Origin of the sequence: Sphingopyxis terrae subsp. terrae NBRC 15098, assembly GCF_001610975.1 — a bacterium.
GTDB lineage: Bacteria > Pseudomonadota > Alphaproteobacteria > Sphingomonadales > Sphingomonadaceae > Sphingopyxis > Sphingopyxis terrae_A.
Window position 1 is genome coordinate 3,510,093 of record NZ_CP013342.1, and the last position, 17,758, is coordinate 3,527,850.

18 protein-coding genes are annotated in these 17,758 nt (G+C 66.9%); 9 read left to right on the forward strand and 9 right to left on the reverse strand.

Going from position 1 to position 17,758, the window contains the following annotated elements; all coding sequences use genetic code 11:
- Positions 1 to 92 precede the first annotated feature (92 nt).
- The 4 genes from AOA14_RS16690 to AOA14_RS16705 all read left to right on the forward strand — a co-directional run bounded on the left by AOA14_RS16690 (position 93) and on the right by AOA14_RS16705 (position 4,050).
- Positions 93 to 1,181 carry an alpha/beta fold hydrolase gene (locus tag AOA14_RS16690; RefSeq protein ID WP_062902607.1) on the forward strand — a complete coding sequence of 363 codons (1,089 nt, stop codon included), beginning with the start codon at positions 93 to 95 and terminating at the stop codon, positions 1,179 to 1,181.
- On the forward strand, positions 1,178 to 1,528 hold the full coding sequence (locus AOA14_RS16695; RefSeq protein ID WP_003043688.1) for a DMT family protein: 351 nt from the start codon (positions 1,178 to 1,180) through the stop codon (positions 1,526 to 1,528). Before AOA14_RS16690 ends, AOA14_RS16695 begins: the two co-directional genes overlap by 4 nt.
- Positions 1,529 to 1,541: 13 nt before the next feature.
- Entirely contained in the window at positions 1,542 to 2,714 is a 1,173-nt protein-coding gene (locus AOA14_RS16700) for a carboxynorspermidine decarboxylase (RefSeq protein ID WP_062902608.1), read from the forward strand.
- 145 nt (positions 2,715 to 2,859) lie between these two features.
- Positions 2,860 to 4,050: a type III PLP-dependent enzyme gene (locus tag AOA14_RS16705; RefSeq protein ID WP_062902609.1), complete on the forward strand. Its 1,191-nt coding sequence runs from the start codon at positions 2,860 to 2,862 to the stop codon at positions 4,048 to 4,050.
- Between the two features lie 78 nt (positions 4,051 to 4,128).
- Here AOA14_RS16705 and AOA14_RS16710 read toward each other — a convergent pair whose 3' ends face one another.
- Positions 4,129 to 4,560, reverse strand: coding sequence for an EF-hand domain-containing protein (locus AOA14_RS16710; protein ID WP_062902610.1), 432 nt, complete (start codon positions 4,558 to 4,560; stop codon positions 4,129 to 4,131).
- Positions 4,561 to 4,651: 91 nt separating this feature from the next.
- Positions 4,652 to 5,161, reverse strand: a complete 510-nt coding sequence (locus AOA14_RS16715; protein ID WP_062903232.1) for a hypothetical protein — start codon at positions 5,159 to 5,161, stop codon at positions 4,652 to 4,654.
- 172 nt (positions 5,162 to 5,333) lie between these two features.
- On the opposite strand from AOA14_RS16715, the gene AOA14_RS16720 reads away from it, so the two are divergent.
- The 5 genes from AOA14_RS16720 to AOA14_RS16740 all read left to right on the forward strand — a co-directional run bounded on the left by AOA14_RS16720 (position 5,334) and on the right by AOA14_RS16740 (position 9,590).
- Complete coding sequence (locus AOA14_RS16720; RefSeq protein WP_062902611.1) at positions 5,334 to 6,044, forward strand: response regulator; 711 nt, start codon at positions 5,334 to 5,336, stop codon at positions 6,042 to 6,044.
- Positions 6,016 to 7,323 carry an ATP-binding protein gene (locus AOA14_RS16725; protein WP_062902612.1) on the forward strand — a complete coding sequence of 436 codons (1,308 nt, stop codon included), beginning with the start codon at positions 6,016 to 6,018 and terminating at the stop codon, positions 7,321 to 7,323. Before AOA14_RS16720 ends, AOA14_RS16725 begins: the two co-directional genes overlap by 29 nt.
- Positions 7,324 to 7,461: 138 nt before the next feature.
- Positions 7,462 to 8,622 (forward strand): CaiB/BaiF CoA transferase family protein, encoded by a 1,161-nt coding sequence (locus tag AOA14_RS16730; protein ID WP_062903233.1) that lies wholly within the window; start codon positions 7,462 to 7,464, stop codon positions 8,620 to 8,622.
- A 91-nt stretch (positions 8,623 to 8,713) separates the two neighbouring features.
- A complete protein-coding gene (locus AOA14_RS16735; protein WP_058811540.1) occupies positions 8,714 to 9,145 on the forward strand; it encodes an MAPEG family protein in 432 nt (143 codons plus the stop codon).
- A gap of 10 nt (positions 9,146 to 9,155) precedes the next feature.
- A complete protein-coding gene (locus tag AOA14_RS16740) occupies positions 9,156 to 9,590 on the forward strand; it encodes an MAPEG family protein (protein ID WP_062902613.1) in 435 nt (144 codons plus the stop codon).
- On the opposite strand, the gene AOA14_RS16745 is transcribed toward AOA14_RS16740, so the two are convergent.
- Genes AOA14_RS16745 through AOA14_RS16775 form a run of 7 tightly spaced genes read right to left on the reverse strand, consistent with a single transcriptional unit; the run spans position 9,591 to position 17,716 of the window.
- Complete coding sequence (locus AOA14_RS16745; protein WP_062902614.1) at positions 9,591 to 10,790, reverse strand: class I SAM-dependent RNA methyltransferase; 1,200 nt, start codon at positions 10,788 to 10,790, stop codon at positions 9,591 to 9,593.
- 14 nt (positions 10,791 to 10,804) lie between these two features.
- Positions 10,805 to 12,163 carry an NAD(P)H-hydrate dehydratase gene (locus AOA14_RS16750; protein WP_062902615.1) on the reverse strand — a complete coding sequence of 453 codons (1,359 nt, stop codon included), beginning with the start codon at positions 12,161 to 12,163 and terminating at the stop codon, positions 10,805 to 10,807.
- Positions 12,164 to 12,197: 34 nt separating this feature from the next.
- Positions 12,198 to 12,584 (reverse strand): hypothetical protein, encoded by a 387-nt coding sequence (locus tag AOA14_RS16755; RefSeq protein WP_058811537.1) that lies wholly within the window; start codon positions 12,582 to 12,584, stop codon positions 12,198 to 12,200.
- Positions 12,581 to 14,440 (reverse strand): dihydroxy-acid dehydratase, encoded by a 1,860-nt coding sequence (ilvD, locus tag AOA14_RS16760; RefSeq protein WP_062902616.1) that lies wholly within the window; start codon positions 14,438 to 14,440, stop codon positions 12,581 to 12,583. Before ilvD ends, AOA14_RS16755 begins: the two co-directional genes overlap by 4 nt.
- Before the next feature lie 60 nt (positions 14,441 to 14,500).
- The gene (locus tag AOA14_RS16765) at positions 14,501 to 15,232 is read right to left on the reverse strand and encodes an N-formylglutamate amidohydrolase (protein ID WP_062903234.1); all 732 of its coding nucleotides are present in this window, start codon (positions 15,230 to 15,232) and stop codon (positions 14,501 to 14,503) included.
- Complete coding sequence (locus AOA14_RS16770; protein ID WP_062902617.1) at positions 15,229 to 16,077, reverse strand: 4-(cytidine 5'-diphospho)-2-C-methyl-D-erythritol kinase; 849 nt, start codon at positions 16,075 to 16,077, stop codon at positions 15,229 to 15,231. Before AOA14_RS16770 ends, AOA14_RS16765 begins: the two co-directional genes overlap by 4 nt.
- A 7-nt stretch (positions 16,078 to 16,084) precedes the next feature.
- On the reverse strand, positions 16,085 to 17,716 hold the full coding sequence (locus AOA14_RS16775) for a tetratricopeptide repeat protein (RefSeq protein ID WP_062902618.1): 1,632 nt from the start codon (positions 17,714 to 17,716) through the stop codon (positions 16,085 to 16,087).
- Between the last annotated feature and the right edge of the window lie 42 nt (positions 17,717 to 17,758).

A 17,758-nucleotide genomic window follows, 5' to 3' on the forward strand; every position in this document is an offset into this window, starting at 1 on the left:
TCAATTTCGTCATTCCCGCGACAGCGGGAACCCGGTAGCAACGGCTGAACTGGGTTCCCGCTTTCGCGGGAACGACGAGGGTTGGATAATCGATGAGACTTCGAATAGCCGCACTTGCTCTGCTCGCGGCCTGCGTCGCCCCCGCTGCCGCCCAAACCGACGACGCCTATGCTCCCGCGCGCGCCATTGTTGCCGACATCGGCAAGATCGTCACGCCGAACGGTGTGCAGGAGACGTTCGAAGCGACGCTGGGCGGCGCGCGGCAGGTTGTGAACGTGCGCGGCGCGGACCGCGACAACCCGATTCTCGTTTTCGTTCACGGCGGCCCCGGCGCCGTCGAAATGCCTTTTGCATGGGCATTCCAGCGGCCGTGGGAGGACGTTTTCACGGTCGTCCAGTACGACCAGCGCGGCGCCGGGCGCAGCTATCCGCTGAACGATCCGGTGGCGCTCGCGCCCACGATGACGCCCGAGCGTTACCGCGACGACGCCATCGAATTGATCGAACTGCTGAAGACACGCTATGGCAAGCGCAAGGTCGTCCTGATGGGCCACAGTTGGGGCTCGATCGTCGGCCTGTCGGTTGCGGTCAAACGCCCCGATCTGCTCTACGCCTATGTCGGCGTCGGCCAAGGCATAGATTTTCGCGAGGGCGAGAAAGCCGGCATGGCCTGGACACGTGCAAAGGCGCTGGCCGCCGGGAACAAGGAGGCCGTTGCAGCGATCGACGGCCTCGCGCCCTATCCGCAGGGCAACTTCACGATCGAGAAAGCCGATGGCTGGCGCAAATATGCGATCCCCTACGGCTCGCTGATCTACAACAAGCCCGATCTGAAATATTATTTCCAGACCCCACGGCTTTCGCCCGAATATTCCGCCGCCGACGTTCAGGCGTGGGGCAAGGGCAGCGAATTTTCGGTAAAGACGCTGTGGCCGCGTCTTGCCGATGTGAGCTTCCGGGGTGTGCACAGGATGGACGTCCCGGTGATCTTCCTGCTCGGTCGCCACGACTATACCGTTCCTTCACCGGTCGCCGCCGACTGGTTCGCGCAGGTCAAGGCGCCGTCGAAGACGCTCGTGTGGCTCGAACATTCTGCGCATATGCCGATGGTCGAAGAGCCGGGACATTTCTTTGCCGCATTGCTGAACGACGTGCTGCCGCTGACGAAAGAGAAGAAATGATCGCCTATCTTCTGCCGATCGGCCTGCTGTTCGTCTCGAACATCTTCATGACCTTCGCCTGGTACGGCCACCTCGGCGACATGTCGCGGCCGATCTGGCTCGCGGTGCTGCTCGCCTGGGGGCTGGCCTTCTTCGAATATTGCCTGGCCGTTCCGGCGAACCGGATCGGCTATAGCGTCTACACCGCCGCCGAACTCAAGACCTTGCAGGAAGTGATCACGCTCATCATCTTTGCGGGCTTCGCGGTCTTCTGGCTCGGCGAGAAGCTGACGGTGAATCATCTCGTCGGCTTTTCACTGATCGCGGCGGGCGCCTTTTTCATCTTCAAGGGGCCGATCGCGGCCTGACAGGAACGATATCATGGAAACCCGTGCCGGCGACCCCGGAGCCTTCGCCCGTTTTGACCTAAACCGCGTCCCTTCACCGGCCTTCGTCGTCGATGCGGCGAAGGTTCGCGCGAACCTGTCGGTCCTCCGCCACATCGGCGACGCGTCGGGCGCGCGGGTGCTTGCCGCGCTCAAGGCCTTTTCGATGTGGCCGCTCGGCCCGACGGTTGCGCACTATCTCGACGGGGTGTGCGCCTCGGGGCTTTACGAAGCCAAGCTCGGCCGCGAGGAATATGGCGGCGAGGTTGCAACCTATTGCGCAGGCTACAAGGAAGTGGATCTGCCCGAAATAGCGGCGCTGTCCGATCATCTGATCTTCAATTCGCCGGGACAGATTGCACGCTTCCGTCCGCTGCTCGCCGAATTGCGCGCCAAGGGTGTGACCTTCGATGTCGGGCTGCGCATCAATCCGCAGCATAGCGAAGGCGATGTCCCCAAATATGACCCCGCGGCGCCGTGCAGCCGGCTCGGTTTTCCGATCAGCCAGCTTTTGCCCGAACATATGGACGGCGTGGATGGCGTGCATATGCACACGCTGTGCGAGCAGGATTTCCCTCCGCTCGCGCGCACCTGGGCGGCGGTCGAACCGATGCTGCGTCCCTTTTTCCGCCAGCTCAAATGGATCAATTTCGGTGGCGGCCACCATGTGACGCGCGCCGACTATCAAACGGATGACCTAATCGCCTTCCTGAAGCAGGTGCGCGCATCGACCGACTGCGACGTGATGATCGAACCCGGCGAAGCCGTCGCGCTTGATGCGGGCATCCTCGTCGGAGAAGTCCTTGACCTGTTCGACAATGGCATGGCGATCGGCATCACAGACATTTCCGCAACCTGCCACATGCCCGACGTCATCGAGGCGCCCTATCGCCCGGCGATGCTGGGGGAGGAAAGCACGGGCAAGCCGGTTCGGCTCGGCGGCCCGTCCTGTCTCGCCGGCGATGTGATCGGCGATTACCGGCTGCCCGGTGGCGCGCGCATCGGCCAGCGCTTCGCCTTCCTCGATCAGGCGCATTATTCGATGGTGAAGACGAACAGCTTCAACGGCGTCCCGCTGCCATCTATCTGGCTGTGGGATAGCGAGAGCGACGAACTGACGGAGATACGGCGCTTTTCCTATGAGGATTTCAAAGCGCGGCTCGGTTGAACGCCAGAAGTTAACGCGCGGTCCGATAAGGGTCTTTACAGGGGGGACCCCCCGCCATATATGCGCACCCCGCTGCCCCAGGGGGACTTCCAATAACCGCAAGGCAGCCTTTGATGTTTAACGTTAATTTTGGGGGTCCCTTGAGTTGCACCAGCATCATAGCGCCCACGGGCTGATTCAGGCACTTTCGCCGGTCGAACCTGTTACGCTTGTCCGCCCGCACGCCGCGCGGCGCGCAGCGCGTTTCTTCATCGAGCGATTTCCCGGCACGACCATGTATGCGGTCAAGGCGAATCCGTCGCCCGATCTGCTGCGCGTGCTGTGGGATTCGGGCGTCACCCATTTTGACGTCGCCTCGATCGCGGAAGTGCGTCTCGTTGCCCGCACGCTGCCCGGCGCCACCTTGTGTTTCATGCACCCGGTCAAGGCCGAAGAAGCCGTCCACGAAGCCTATTTCAAATATGGCGTGCGCACCTTCTCGCTCGACACGATGGACGAACTTCAAAAGATCGTCCGCGCGACCGAGGGCGCGCAGGATCTCAACCTGCTCGTCCGTCTGCGCGTCTCGTCCGATCATTCGAAGCTGAGCCTCGCCGCCAAATTCGGTGCCGAGCCCGAAGATGTCGCCGAACTGCTGATGGCGACCCGTCAGGCGGCCGATGCTCTGGGGATCTGCTTCCACGTCGGCAGCCAGGCGATGACGCCGCACGCCTATGCGCAGGCGATGGAACGTGTGCGCGCGGCAATCGTGGCGGCCGCGGTGACGGTCGATATCATCGATGTCGGCGGCGGCTTTCCGTCGTCCTATCCGGGCATGGAGCCTCCGCCGCTCGACGCCTATTTCGACACGATCCACCGCAGCTTCGAGAGTCTGCCGATCAGCTATTCGGCCGAGCTGTGGTGCGAACCCGGCCGCGCGCTGTCGGCTGAATATAGCTCTCTTATCGTGCGCGTGGAAAAACGCCGCGGCGAAGAGCTTTATATCAACGACGGTGCCTATGGCGCGCTGTTCGATGCCGCGCATGTCGGTTGGCGCTTCCCCGTTTCGCTGATCCGCGAGACGGCGAGCGACGAGATGACGGCGTTCAGCTTCTATGGCCCGACGTGCGACGACCTCGACCATATGGCCGGCCCCTTCTATCTCCCGGCCGATGTGAAGGCCGGCGATTTCATCGAGATCGGCATTCTCGGCGCCTATGGCTGCGCGATGCGGACGCGGTTCAATGGCTTCGGTGCCGAGGAAACCCACGTCGTCAGCGACGAACCGATGGTGAGCCTCTACACCGGCGAAGTCGAGCAGGAACGCCGCAGCGCGACGGTGACCAAGCTCTTCTGAGCCAGCGGAAAAAGCCAAACGAAAAAGGGCTGGCGCAGCGATGCGCCAGCCCTTTTTCCATTGCGCCCGCAGGTCGGGCTACCGCGCTTTCGCCTTTTGCCCCAATGCCTGCAGTTCGGCCTTGCTGACCTGATTGTCGCGGTTGCTGTCGGCGGCATCGAACATCGGCATCGGCCCGCCGACGAACTCGGCGCGCGAGATGCGACCGTCGCGATTCTTGTCGAAATCGCGGCGCAGCTGCGTCATGCGGTCGCCATCCCAGCGCGACCGCGCCAGCGCGGGCAAGTCGTCCCTGCTGAAATAGCCATCGCCGTTGCGATCCATCTTCGCCCAGCGGCCGACGCGATAGTGCTGAAACTCGGCGCGGCTTACGGCGCCGTCGCCATTGCGGTCGGCGTCGCGCAATTCCTGCGCAGCGCGTTCGAAATCGCCGCCGGGCGCGGCCAGCGCACCCATTGCCGGAAGAAACGCCGCAAAGGCGGCAAGCGGCAAGACAGTCCTGATTCGCATAAATATCCTGATAGCGTCTCGATGCCGTTACGGGAGGGGCGATGGGGACGCCCCTCCCAACCGGGGTGGGTCTGGAGGGGGGAGGCCCCGGTTAACGGCAGGGGATGACGGCGCCCGACGCGTCGGTGCAGGTTCCGCTGTGAACAGGCTTGCCCGTCGCGGGATCGATCGTCGTCGATCCCGAATAGCTGGTGCCGGTTGCCGAATTGGTGGCGCTCGTCGAACGACCGCCCGACCAGCTTCCGTCGGCTGCGCGCGCGACGGCGCCGCTGCTGTCGAAGGTGCCGCGCGCGCCGGTGGCCGACGCGCTGCCGCTGTGGGACAGCGAACCGTCGGGGTTGACCGTCGTCGTCGACTGGCGCCTGCCCTTGCTTCCATTGGCACCGCGGAACGCACCGCCCGAGCGCGTGGTCACCGATCCATCGCCGTTCTGTACAGCGCCGCGGCCGCGGATCACGCCGCCCTTGGGACCGGCGCTGCCGGCGACGACGCCGTTCGAACCGCGGGCGCGGAACGAACCCTGCCGGGCCTCGGCGGTGGTAACGGCGGCAAGCGCAGCGGTCGCGACGAAGGCGGTCAAAATGCGGGAGGGGGTGTTCATCGGTTTCATCCTTCCTGATGGTGAAGACCAGCGTCCAATGCCCCTGCCCTGTATCGCGGCGATGTCGGCCAAACGCGACTGTGCGGCAAAATGCGACACAGGTGCCGCTTCGACATGCTTTGTCACATCTTTGGCTCTGGCGACGGTGCCACCGGGCTGGCATGTCGGGTCCATGGACGCCAAGGCACCCCGCATCCTGATTGTCGACGACGATCCCGAACTGCGCGCATTGCTCCAGCGCTTTCTGGCCGAGCATGGTTTTGCCGTACGCGCGGCCGACGGCGGCAAGGCGATGGATATCAGCCTGACGCGCGATCCGGCCGATCTGATCGTGCTTGATCTGATGATGCCGGGCGAAGACGGGCTGGCGATCGTGCGCCGGCTGCGCGAGCGCGACGAGACGATCCCGATCATCATGCTGACCGCGCGCGGCGATCCGGTCGATCGCGTGCTCGGCCTGGAAATGGGCGCCGACGATTATCTTGGCAAACCCTTTCTCCCGCGCGAACTGGTCGCGCGCATCAATGCGCTGCTTCGACGTCTTTCGACCGACCGGGCAACGCTGCGCGATGAGGTGGTGACCATCGGGCCCTTCGTCATCAACTTTTCCGCCATGTCGGTGCGCCGCGAAGATCAGGCGCTGACGCTCTCGTCGCGCGAATTCGCACTGCTCGCCGCGCTCGCGCGGAGCGCCGGACGGCCGCTCAGCCGCGCGCAGTTGATCGACCGCGCGCTCGGGCGCGACGCCGAAGTGACCGACCGGGCGATCGACGTGCAGATCGGCCGTCTCCGCAAGGCGATTGGCGATGATGCCGCCAATCCCCGCTTCATCCGGACGATATGGGGCGTCGGCTATGTGCTGGCGCCGGGCACCGATGCTTAGGCGGCTGTTCAGTCGCAACGTCGCGATGCTGATCGGCGTCGTGCTCGCGGGGCAACTGCTCGCCGGCCTGCTGGTGCAGATATGGGTGATCGGCCCGCAAACGACACGCGTCGCCGACGTGACCGCCGACATGATCCACGCGCTGTCGACGACAGTGGGAAATCTGCCCGCCGATCGCCGCGCAGCCGTGATCGCCGACCTCAGCGACGGATCGCATTTGCTGATCCGCCCCGTTTCCGCTCCCCCGACCGACGGGCAGCGTTTTCCCACCTTCATCGAATATAGGTTCATGCGGGCGCTCGCCGCGCGCCTGACGACGCAGCACAAGCTCGACTGGATTACCGACACGCGCGGGCGGCTGTGGATCAGGCTTGCGCTCGGCCCCGATGATTATTGGGTCAGCGTGACACCGCCGCGTCGGCGCAGCGCGATGACCAGCCTGCTCGCCGCGCTTGCGGCGGCCTTCCTCGTCGCGACAATCGCCGGCCTGTTCCTGCAGCGCCGGCTCGATCGCCCGCTGCGCCGTCTCGCCGCTTCGGTCGACGCCTATGACCCCGAACGCCTGTCGCCGCCCGTTGCGACCGACGGCCCGGCCGAGGTCGCGGCGGTTGCGACCGCCTTCAACCGGCTGACCCAGCGCCTGGCCCGCAACGATGCCGACCGCGCGTTGATGCTGGGCGGCGTCAGTCACGACCTGCGCACCCCGCTTACCCGTCTTCGCCTGTCGCTCGAGATGATCCGCGGCGACGACGAGCTCAAGAATGTCGCGGTGCGGCAGGTCGACCGCATCGAAGCCATGCTCGGCCAATTTCTCGATTTCGCGCGGGGGTTCGAATCCGAAACGATCGCGCGCACCGATCTCGCGCCGCTGCTGCGCCAGATCGTCGCCGATTGCGGGGCAACGGACGGCGCGACAATATCGCTCGGCGACAATATCGTCATCCGTACGCGCCCGCACGCGCTGGCCCGTGCTGTCGCCAACCTGCTCGGCAACGCGCTGCGCCACGGCGCCGCACCGATATCGCTTACCGCCCGGATCGCGGGCGACCGGCTGCGCATCGTGGTCCGCGATGCCGGGCCGGGGCTGTCCGCCGGCCAGGCCGAAGCGATGCTGCGCCCCTTCGCCCGCGGCGATAGCGCACGCGGCGGCGACGGTGCGGGGCTCGGGCTGGCGATCACCGACCGCGCGGTCCGGGCGATCGGCGGACGCTTGCACTTTGCCCGCGACAGTGAGGGCTTCGCCGCGACCATCGACCTTCCGCTCGCAATAGACAATTGATCCGCTGGCGGATTTGCCCTTCCGTTTTGTTCCGCAACCATTCTATCGTGGCGGCGCAAAGCAGATGGGAGGACAAGCAATGCGGACGTCATCAGCACGATCGAGATGGCGGCGTGCGCAGGCAGGGCGCGCGCGGGCATGACCATGTTGTCAGGCATCCGCATCATCGACCTGACCACGGTCATCTTCGGCCCCTATGCCACGCAGATGCTCGCCGATCTTGGAGCGGAGGTCATCAAGGTCGAGGCCCCGGGCCTCGGCGACGTATCGCGCTATCTGGGGTCCGCGCGCAGCGACCCGACGATGGGATCGATCCATCTGACCGTCAATCGCGGCAAGCGCTCGATCGCGCTCGATCTCAAGCAGCCCGCCGATGCCGCCGTGCTGCGCGATCTGATCGCCGGGGCTGACGTCTTCTTCCACAACGTCCGCAGCAAGGCGATCGAGCGGCTCGGTTTCGACTATGCGAGTTGCAAGGCGCTGAAGGACGATATCATCTACGTCCATGGCACCGGCTTCGGCCAGAATGGCCCCTATGCCGACCTCCAGGCTTATGACGACGTCATCCAGGCGGCGACGGGGACGACCAGCCTCTTGCCGCGCGTCGATGGCGACCCGCGGCCCCGCTATTTTCCCTCGCTGATCGCCGACAAGATCGCAGGCCAGTTCGGCGCGCAGGCGATTCTCGCCGCGCTGGTCCACAAATTGCGCACTGGCGAAGGCCAGGCCGTCGAAGTCCCGATGTTTGAATGTTTCGCGGCCTTCATGCTCACCGAACATCTGCGCGATGCCGCGCTCGACCCGCCGATCGGACCTGCCGGCTATCCGCGCCAGCTCGATCCGAGCCGCCAGCCCTTCCCCACCGCCGACGGCTATCTGGCGATCGTACCCTATACGCCCGAATCGACCGCGCGGCTGATGACCTTGCTGGGCAGCGAGGCGCTGCTCGCAAGTCCGGCGTTCGAGGCGGCGCGCGCCGCCGGAACCCATATGTCGCTCGTCTATGCCGAAATCGCGCGCAAGACGCCGGCGAAGACCAGTGCCGAATGGCTGGAAATCTTTGCCGCCAACGATATCCCGGCGATGGTGGCGCGCGATCTCGACGATGTGATCGACGATCCGCATTTGCGCGCCTCGGGCTTCTTCCACCGGCGCGAGCATCCCGACGTCGGCTCCTTTTTCGAGATGCGCTCGCCCGTGCGCTATGGCTCCGCGCCGCATGTCGAACCCCGCTTCGCGCCGCGGATCGACGGCGACGGAGCCGCGATCCGCGACGAATTGGCGCGCGGCGCTCCCTGACATCAGTTTCCGTTGCATATTGCGACGCACGCCCTAGCATCGCGCGCAGGCGGCCAGGTCGTGAACGAGCCGCGAGGACAAGGGGGACTTTATGCCAGGAAATCTGCTGGCGGCCGGCGCGGTGCTCGTGCTCTGGACGCTCATCATGCTCGTCTGGGTTGCGGCAACGCGCTTCCCGGCGATGGCGAAGGCCGGAATCGACGTCAAAACGGCGCAGCCCGGCGGTCGCGGCGCCGATCTGGAGCCGGTGTTGCCGCCCGGCGTGAACTGGAAATCGCACAATTACACGCATCTGCTCGAACAGCCGACGCTCTTCTATGCGGTGATCGTCTTTCTGCACCTGTCGGGTGGTGACACGGCGCTGACGCAGGGCTTCGCCTGGGCTTATGTCGTGCTGCGCATCGTGCACAGCCTGTGGCAGGCGACGGTCAACCGGGTTCCGGTGCGTTTCGCGCTGTTTGCACTATCGACATTCTGCCTGCTCGCGCTGTCGGTGCTGGCCGTTATCGCAACCTTGGGCTGAGGGGGATATCATGGACACGAATGCAATATTGGGGCCGGTCGCGACGCTCGCGCTCTGGTCGATGGTCATGTGGGTGTGGATGTATGCGACGCGCATCCCCGCGATGAACCGCGCCAAGATCGACGCGAAGAATCTGGTCGGTACGACCGGGCGCGGGCTCGACGAGGTGCTTCCGCCCGAGGTGCAGTGGAAAGCCCATAATTATAACCATCTGATGGAACAGCCGACGGTCTTCTATGCCGTCGCGCTAGCGCTCGCGGTCGGCGGCATGGGCGGCGGGCTGAATGCCCAGATCGCCTGGGCCTATGTCGGCCTGCGTATCGTCCACAGCATTGTGCAGGCGACGGTCAACCGCGTGATGTGGCGCTTTGCCATCTTCGCGCTCGCCAGTCTCGCGCTGATCGCGCTATGTCTGAATGCCTTCATGGGTTTCGTGCTGCATTGATCAGCGACTGAACCGCGCGGCCAGTTCCACATGGGTCGACCAGCGGAACTGGCCGACGGGTTGCGCCCAGTCGAGTCGATAGCCGCCCGCGACAAGCAACTTCGCGTCGCGGGCAAAGCTCGCCGGATTGCAGCTGACATAAGCGATCACGGGCGTCGCCGCGGCGGCAAGCTGCTTCACCTGCTCCTCGGCGCCGGCGCGCGGCGGGTCGAGGATCACGGCGCCGAAGCGGTCGAGCTCCGCAGGCACCAGCGGCCGCCGGAACAGGTCGCGATGCTCGGTCGCGACCAGCGCCCGCGCGCGGTTTGCGGCCCCCGTCAGCGCAGCGATCGCATCGCGCGCGCCCTCGGCGGCGTAGACTTTCCGTCCCGCCTGCACCGATAGCGCGAAGGTGCCCACGCCCGCGAACAGATCGGCCACCGCATGCGCATCGCCGATTGCCTCGCGCACCGCGCCGAGCAGAGCCGCTTCGCCCGCAGTCGTCGCCTGCAGAAAGGCAAAGGGCGGCACTTCCACGGCAATGTCGCCGAAGCACACCGTCGGCGGTTCGGGTTGCCACAGGATTTCGAGCCCGTCGCCCTGATCGATGGCGAACCGCGCGAGCGCATGGGCGCCGGCAAAATCCTGCAGCGCCATCGCGGCATCGAGCCCCTCGGCCTTCACGCCTTCGAGGATGAGTTCGACGCCCTGATCGAGCCGTTGCAGCTTGACCTTCACCGGGCGCCGCTGCGGCGCGATAAGTCCGAGCAGATCGCGGATCGGAGCGATCAGCGCGAAGAGTTCGGGCACGAGCAACGGACATTCGCGCATGTCGACGATCTGATTGCTCTGCGCGGCGTTGAAGCCGATCGCGACCTGTCTGCCCGCCTTGATCGCGGTGAGGACCGCGCGGCGGCGGCTATGGGGCGGCGACAGACGCGCGAGGCGGACATCGCCCGCCGTCACCTGCTGACCGGCGAGCGCCCCGGCAACGCGCTCGCGCACGAAATCGGCAAGCGCCGCCTCGCTGACATGCTGGAGCTGGCAGCCGCCGCATTTGCCGAAGTGTCGGCAGACCGGAACCGCGTGGTTCGGCCCGGCGACGAGCGTTCCGTCGGCGGCCACTTTGTCGCCCGGAACCCCGCCCGCGACATGGCGACCGTCGGCGGTTACGCCGTCGCCGCGCGCGGCGATGCGGACAATCAGGTCGGTTTCGGTCACGGGTATAGCTTTCGTCAGAACGGCGCGGCAACAAGATCGTCGGCGACAAGGCCGGCGCCTATACGCCGCGCCTGCGCAATATGCCAGCCGACGGCTGCGACCGCGGCATCGAAGGGGTCGCCGCCGCGCGCCAGCATCGCGCCGCACGCCCCCGCCAGGACATCGCCGGTCCCCGCCGTCGCAAGCCAGGGGCTCCCGGGCCAGGCCGCGCATATCCGCCCATCGGGCGCGGCGACCACCGTGTCGGCGCCCTTGTAGATCACGACGGAGCGCGCCCGTGCCGCCGCGGCACGCGCTCGGTCGATCTTGCTGCCGGTCGCTTCCGGAAAGGCGCGCGCGAACTCGCCCGCGTGCGGGGTCAGGATCGCGCTCCTGTCTCCGCCTTCGAGATTCGGAAGCGCGGCCGGGATCGCCGCCGCATCGAGCACCACCGGCGTCCGGCTTGCCAGCGCGGCGGCTAGTTGTTCATCGAGTGCATCGCCGGCGGGAAAGCCGGGGCCGATGACGAACGCGCCGACACGCGGATCGCCGAGCCGCCGGGCAAAGGCGTCGCCCTCTTCGGCGATGATCGCCGACAGCGGCGCCGGGCGATCGCTTTCGAGCACGACATAGCCCGCCCCGGCGCGCAGCGCCGCCGACGCACTCAGCGCCGCCGCGCCCGGCATCGGACCGGACGCGACCAGGACCATGCCGCGGCTATATTTATGCGCATCGGCGGCGGGCGCCCCGCGCGTCGGAGCAGGCAGCGTCTGCATATGGCGGTCCGCCGCAATCCCGATCGGTGCCAGCAGACAGCGCCCGCAGGCGGGTGCGGTCGGCAGCAGCACATGCGCGGGCTTGAGCGCGCCGAGCGCCAACGTCACGTCGGCAGCGAGCGGCGGCAGCCAGTCGGCGTCGCCGTCGCTCGCAACCCCGCTCGGCACATCGACGGACAATATCCGCCGCTCGGAAAAGCGCCGCAACATCGCTGCCAGATCATCGGCCAGCGGCCGCGTCAGCCCGGAGCCGAACAGCGCGTCGACGATCAATGGCGCCGCAGCCGTTTCGTCGCTCAGGCGTTCGACGGGTCCGTCCCAGGCATCGCGCGCGGCCTTGGCCAGATCGGTGGTGGGCAGGCCAAGCGCGGCAACCCTCACCGCCGCGCCGCGCGCCTTGAGCCGGCGCGCCGCGACATATCCGTCGCCGCCATTATTGCCCGGCCCGCAAAGGATCAGGATCGGCGCGCCTGCCGTCATGCGCCAGGCGAGATCGGCGACCGCGGCGCCCGCGCGCTCCATCAAATCCCCAAGCGACACGCCCGCGCGCACCGTCGCGGTCTCGGCCTCGCGCATCGCGGCAGCGGTCAGGATCGGTGCATCGGCGGGAACGGACATGCCCTTTCCTACCATGCGAGCGGGAAAAGTCGCGCTACTTCGCTCCGCCTGTGTTGGCAGGCAGCCGGTAGCGGTCGGGGCCAACCGCAACCTCTATCACCCCGTCGCCGATCACCGTCACCTTCGCCGGATCGACGCCATCGGCCGAAACGACCCCGCGGCCATCGGTTGTCACCTGCAGGCGGCGGTAGCCGCTGTCGCTGCGGCCGACGATCAGGATGGTGCCGTCGGCGCTGCTCATTTCGGCGATGGTGCAGGTGCGGTCGAACAGCTTGGCGCCGCCAAGCGCGCAGTCGATCCGTCCGCTGATCGCGGCGTCCTTCGACCCCTGCGCTTCGGCCTCTGCCAGCGCGCCATTGTCGGGACCGGCATTGCAGCCCGCCAGAACGAGCAGCAGCCCTGCCCCCGCGATAGATTTCATCCCTTGCCCTTCAACTGCGACAGGTCGCGCACGGCGCCGCGCGCCGCACTCGTCGTCATCGCAGCATAGGCCTGAAGTGCTACCGAAACCTTGCGCGGGCGCGCCTTTTCGGGTTGCCAGGCAGCCTCACCTTTGGCCTCCATCGCGGCGCGTCGCGCCGCCAGTTCGGCGTCGGGGACCGCCAGCGTGATTGTGCGGCTCGGGATGTCGATCTCGATCCTGTCGCCATTTTCGACCAGTCCGATCGTGCCGCCTTCGGCCGCCTCGGGCGACACGTGGCCGATCGACAGCCCCGACGTGCCGCCGGAAAATCGCCCGTCGGTGATCAGTGCGCATGCGGCGCCCAGCCCCTTCGATTTGAGGTAGCTCGTGGGATAGAGCATTTCCTGCATCCCCGGCCCGCCCTTGGGCCCTTCGTAGCGGATGACGACGACGTCGCCCGCCTCGACCTGTCCGGTCAAAATGCCCGCTACCGCCGCATCCTGGCTTTCATAGACCTTCGCCGGGCCGGCAAATTTCAGAATCTTCTCGTCGACCCCGGCGGTCTTCACGATGCAGCCGTCGAGCGCGAGATTGCCCGACAAGACGGCGAGGCCGCCATCCTTGCTGAACGCGTGGGTGGCTGAGCGGATCACGCCATTTTCGCGGTCGAGGTCGAGCGAATCCCAGCGCCGGTCCTGACTGAACGCCGTCTGCGTCGGCACTCCCCCGGGAGCCGCGAGGTAGAAGGTCTGCACCGCCGGATCGTTGGTGCGCGCAATGTCCCATTTATTGAGCGCGTCGCCCAGCGTCGCGCTGTGCACCGTCGGCAGATGCGCGTGGAGCAACCCCGCGCGTTCAAGTTCGCCAAGGATCGCCATGATCCCGCCCGCGCGGTGAACATCCTCCATATGGACGTCGCTCTTCGCAGGCGCGACTTTCGACAGGCACGGCACGCGGCGCGACAGCCGGTCGATGTCGTCCATCGTGAAATCGACCTCTGCCTCATGCGCGGCGGCAAGCAGGTGGAGCACGGTGTTCGTCGATCCGCCCATCGCGATGTCGAGGCTCATCGCATTTTCGAACGCCTCGAAACTCGCGATGCTGCGCGGCAATACCCGCTCGTCCCCTACTTCATAATAGCGGCGGCACATGTCGACGATCATCGCGCCGGCGCGCAGGAACAGGGCCTTGCGATCGGCATGCGTCGCGAGCTGCGATCCATTGCCGGGCAGCGACAGGCCCAGCGCTTCGGTCAGGCAGTTCATCGAATTGGCGGTAAACATGCCCGAACAGCTGCCGCAGGTCGGACAGGCGGACCGTTCGACCGCCGCAACCTCTTCGTCGCTATAGGCTTCGTCGGCTGCGACGACCATCGCATCGACCAAGTCGAGCGCGACCTCCTTGCCCTTCAGAACCACCTTGCCGGCCTCCATCGGCCCGCCCGACACGAACACCACGGGAATATTGATCCGCAGCGCCGCCATCAGCATCCCGGGCGTAATCTTGTCGCAGTTGGAGATGCAGATCATCGCGTCGGCGCAGTGCGCGTTGACCATATATTCGACGCTGTCGGCGATCAGGTCGCGGCTCGGCAGCGAATAGAGCATGCCATCATGCCCCATCGCGATGCCGTCATCGACCGCGATGGTGTTGAATTCCTTGGCGACACCGCCCGCCGCTTCGATCTCGCGCGCGACCATCTGCCCCAGATCCTTGAGGTGGACGTGGCCGGGCACGAACTGGGTGAAGCTATTGACCACCGCGATGATCGGCTTGCCGAAGTCGCTGTCCTTCATTCCCGTTGCGCGCCACAGGCCGCGCGCGCCCGCCATGTTGCGGCCGTGGGTGGTGGTTCGCGAACGATAAGAAGGCATTTTAGCGTCTTTCTGATAATTTTATTTCATAAAATGGCGACAGAAGGCGCCTCTACACGCCTAACGCGGTAGAATCAAACCCAGTTTCCGGCCCATATTGGACAGCCGCTGCGCCCAGAGCGCATGCCCCGGCGGATCGCCGACCAGGTCCTGCCGCATCTCGATCCCGACATAGGGGATGTCATTCGCCTCGGCGTGGCGGTTCATCGTCGCGTTGAGCAGCTTGCCCGAATAGGGAAGCTGGTCGCCGACGATCAGCCCCTCGTCGCCGAGCGCTGCGATCGCTGCGGCCGCCAACCGCGCGTCCTCGTTATAGAGAACGCCGACATGCCACGGCCGCGCCTGCGCCGGATCGCTGGCGAGCGTGGGGGTGAAGCTGTGCAGCGAAAGGATCATCGCGGGCCGGCGCGCGGCGATCACCGCCGCGATATGATCGTGATAGGGGCGGAAAAAGCGCGCAATCCGTGCCTCGCGTCCGGCATGATCGAGCGCGTTGCCGGGGATCGCATGGCCGTCGCTGGCGATAGGCACCGCGCCCGGCGCATCCTCGTCGCGATTGCAGTCGACGACCAGCCGCGACACGCCGCCCAAAATCGCCGCGTCGACCGCGCCGTTCCGGACGAGCAACGCCGCGACTTCCGCAACGCCGATGTCGATCGCGATATGCTGCGACAGCAGCGCGGGGTCGATGCCGAGGTCGATGTCGGGCGGCACGGCCGCCGACGCATGATCGCCGATCAACAGCACCCCGCCGACGCGCGGCGTACCTAGTTGTTGCCACGCCTCGCTCATCGCAGCGCCCCCGTCATCTGCCACCAGCCGGGATGGCGCACGGCGATTGCCGCCGCCGCGGCATCGCGTTCGGCGGGCGCGTCGAACAGCGCGAAACAGGTTGCCCCCGATCCCGACATGCGCGCGAGCCACGGGCCCAGCCCGCCAAGCTCGGTCAATATGTCGGCGATCGCCGGGCATTGCGCGATCGCCGGGCGCTGCAAATCATTGCGCGCCGCAAACAATTGCGCGCGCAGGTCGGCGCCGGTGAACAGCGGGCCGCGATCAGTGCCGTCCCAGGCCGCGAACACCGGCCCAGTCGCGACGGGTGCGCGCGGATTGACCAGCAGCACCGGAGTCCCGCCCAGCGCCAGTTCGGGCACAGGGCTGAGTTCGGCGCCGGTCCCGACGCCAAGGCAGGTCGCACTGGCGACGCAGGCGGCGATATCGGCGCCGAGCGTACCGACGATCCGCGCCAGCGCGGTTTCGCCGACATCGGGCAGGAAATGCGCCCGCACCAGCCGCGCCATCGCCGCCGCATCGGCCGAGCCGCCGCCGATCCCCGCCGCAACGGGCAATGTCTTGGTCAGGCGGACGGCAAGCGGCGGCACGCGAGCCGCGCCATAGCGATCGCGCAGCAAGGCGAGCACGCGCAGCACCAGATTGTCGGCGCCGGCGCTCAGCCCGTCGCCGAACGGCCCTTCGATGGTCAGATCATCGGCGTCCGACACCGCCGCCGCAATCGCATCGCCGCCGTCGACGAACGCGAACAATGTCTCGATCTCGTGATAGCCGTCGGCGCGCCGCGCCCGGACGTGCAGCGCGAGGTTGATCTTTGCCCAGCCGGTCTCGTGGAACAGGGTCATGGCGCGATCAGGGCGCGGTCGTCTGCGGCGTCAGCCCGCCATCGAGCTTTGCCGCGACGCGCGCCGCCATATCCTCTTCGGCGAGCAGTGCCGCGGCCCGCCACGTATAGCGCGCGCGGAAGCGTTGCCCCGCCTTCCAATAGGCGTCGCCCAGATGCTCGACAATCACGGCATTTTCGGGCTCGCCCTGCTGCGCCTGTTCGAGCAGTTCGACGGCCTTGTCGGTGCGTCCGGTCAGAAAATAGGCCCAGCCGAGCGAGTCGGTGATGCTCGCATTCTGGGGCTCGGCCTTCCATGCCGCCTCGATCTGGCCGAGCGCGCGATCGACATCGATCCGCCGCTCCAGCGCGGAATAGCCGACAAAATTCAGGATCGTCGGGTCGTTTGGGCGCAGCGCGAGCGCGCGTTGCATCAGCGGCGCCGCCCCGTCCCAATCCTTCGCCTGCAGCCGCAGTTCGGCGCGCGCCACAAGCAAGGTCGCACGCAGCGGAGCGCTGTCGTCGCCATCGCCGAGCGCGGCTTCGAGCCGCGCATAGGCCCGCTCGGCCGCCGCGGCATCGTCGCTCTGCCGCGCCAGATCGGCGAAACGGACGAGCAGGCTGCGCGGCGCATCGCCCGCGACGGCGTCCTCGGCCATCTTCACCGCCGCCGCACGATCACCCTCCTCCGCCGTCAGTTCGGCAAGGCGCATCCGCAACACCGGCGGCAGGGGTCCGCGAAGACCGGCAAGAAAGGCAGCGCCGTCGGCGGCACGATCGCTGCGCGCCAAGGCGTCGGCGAGCGCGCTGCGCGCGGTCCAGTCCTGATCGTTGAGCCAGGTCGCGGCGCGCGCGAAAGTCAGCGGCAGGCGTGCATTGCTCCTGGGTAACCGCGCAAGCGTGTCGGCGACGAGCGCCAGCCAGTGGGCGGCGCCGGCCCGCGGGTTGGCCACCGCCTGTTCGGGCAGCAAGAGCAGAGGATCCTCGCGCTCACCCGCCGCCAACGCGATACGCGACCGCAGCGTCCCCGCCGCATCCTTCTCCCGGGCAGCATCGAGGCTGGCGACAAGGCGCAGAGCGACGAGCTGGCTCAGCCAGTCGGTCGGGGTTGTTTCCAGGGCAGCGGCCACGGCGGCATCACTTTGTCCGGCCGCAAGCTGAACCAGCGCCGCTTCGAGCGCATAGGCGGGTTCGGGGCGCCCGCGCGTCGCGGCGGCCACCAGCGCGCGTTCGGGCTGGCGCGCGCGCTGCCCGGCATCGACCCATGCTCCCAGCGCCGGATCGATCAGGCGCGATATCGCATCGCCGCCCGACTTGTCGTCCTGCGCCGTCCCCAGAAGGGCGCGCGCGCCCTTCCAGTCGCTGCGCCGCATCGCGTCGACGACGAGCACGAGCCGCGCGTCGAACCGCTGCTCGCCGCTCGCCCACAGCGCCGCCGCTGCACTGCGCGCTGCGATGAGGTCGCCGGCGTCGATGGCGCGCTCGAGCATTTCGGCGCGCAAGCCCGGCAGATCGGGCGCCTGGCTTGCGAGCGATTGCAGCGCCGCCAGCGCCTCGGCGGGATTGCCTGCTTCTTCGGCAAGCCGCGCCCGGACAAGCGCGTCGAGCGCTGCCTGATCGGGATCGACCGCCGCCATCGCAGCGGGCGCCGCAGCCACCATCAGGGTGGCCGCCAGCGGCGCAAGAATCGATCGGCGAGCGAA

Coding starts and splice junctions, on each gene's coding strand:
- AOA14_RS16690 (WP_062902607.1), top strand. CDS start 93: ATGAGACTTCGAATAGCCGCACTTGCTCTGCTCGCGGCCTGCGTCGCC.
- AOA14_RS16695 (WP_003043688.1), top strand. CDS start 1,178: ATGATCGCCTATCTTCTGCCGATCGGCCTGCTGTTCGTCTCGAACATC.
- AOA14_RS16700 (WP_062902608.1), top strand. CDS start 1,542: ATGGAAACCCGTGCCGGCGACCCCGGAGCCTTCGCCCGTTTTGACCTA.
- AOA14_RS16710 (WP_062902610.1), bottom strand. CDS start 4,560: ATGCGAATCAGGACTGTCTTGCCGCTTGCCGCCTTTGCGGCGTTTCTT.
- AOA14_RS16715 (WP_062903232.1), bottom strand. CDS start 5,161: ATGAACACCCCCTCCCGCATTTTGACCGCCTTCGTCGCGACCGCTGCG.
- AOA14_RS16720 (WP_062902611.1), top strand. CDS start 5,334: ATGGACGCCAAGGCACCCCGCATCCTGATTGTCGACGACGATCCCGAA.
- AOA14_RS16725 (WP_062902612.1), top strand. CDS start 6,016: ATGTGCTGGCGCCGGGCACCGATGCTTAGGCGGCTGTTCAGTCGCAAC.
- AOA14_RS16730 (WP_062903233.1), top strand. CDS start 7,462: ATGACCATGTTGTCAGGCATCCGCATCATCGACCTGACCACGGTCATC.
- AOA14_RS16735 (WP_058811540.1), top strand. CDS start 8,714: ATGCCAGGAAATCTGCTGGCGGCCGGCGCGGTGCTCGTGCTCTGGACG.
- AOA14_RS16740 (WP_062902613.1), top strand. CDS start 9,156: ATGGACACGAATGCAATATTGGGGCCGGTCGCGACGCTCGCGCTCTGG.
- AOA14_RS16750 (WP_062902615.1), bottom strand. CDS start 12,163: ATGTCCGTTCCCGCCGATGCACCGATCCTGACCGCTGCCGCGATGCGC.
- AOA14_RS16755 (WP_058811537.1), bottom strand. CDS start 12,584: ATGAAATCTATCGCGGGGGCAGGGCTGCTGCTCGTTCTGGCGGGCTGC.
- ilvD (WP_062902616.1), bottom strand. CDS start 14,440: ATGCCTTCTTATCGTTCGCGAACCACCACCCACGGCCGCAACATGGCG.
- AOA14_RS16765 (WP_062903234.1), bottom strand. CDS start 15,232: ATGAGCGAGGCGTGGCAACAACTAGGTACGCCGCGCGTCGGCGGGGTG.
- AOA14_RS16770 (WP_062902617.1), bottom strand. CDS start 16,077: ATGACCCTGTTCCACGAGACCGGCTGGGCAAAGATCAACCTCGCGCTG.
- AOA14_RS16775 (WP_062902618.1), bottom strand. CDS start 17,716: ATGGTGGCTGCGGCGCCCGCTGCGATGGCGGCGGTCGATCCCGATCAG.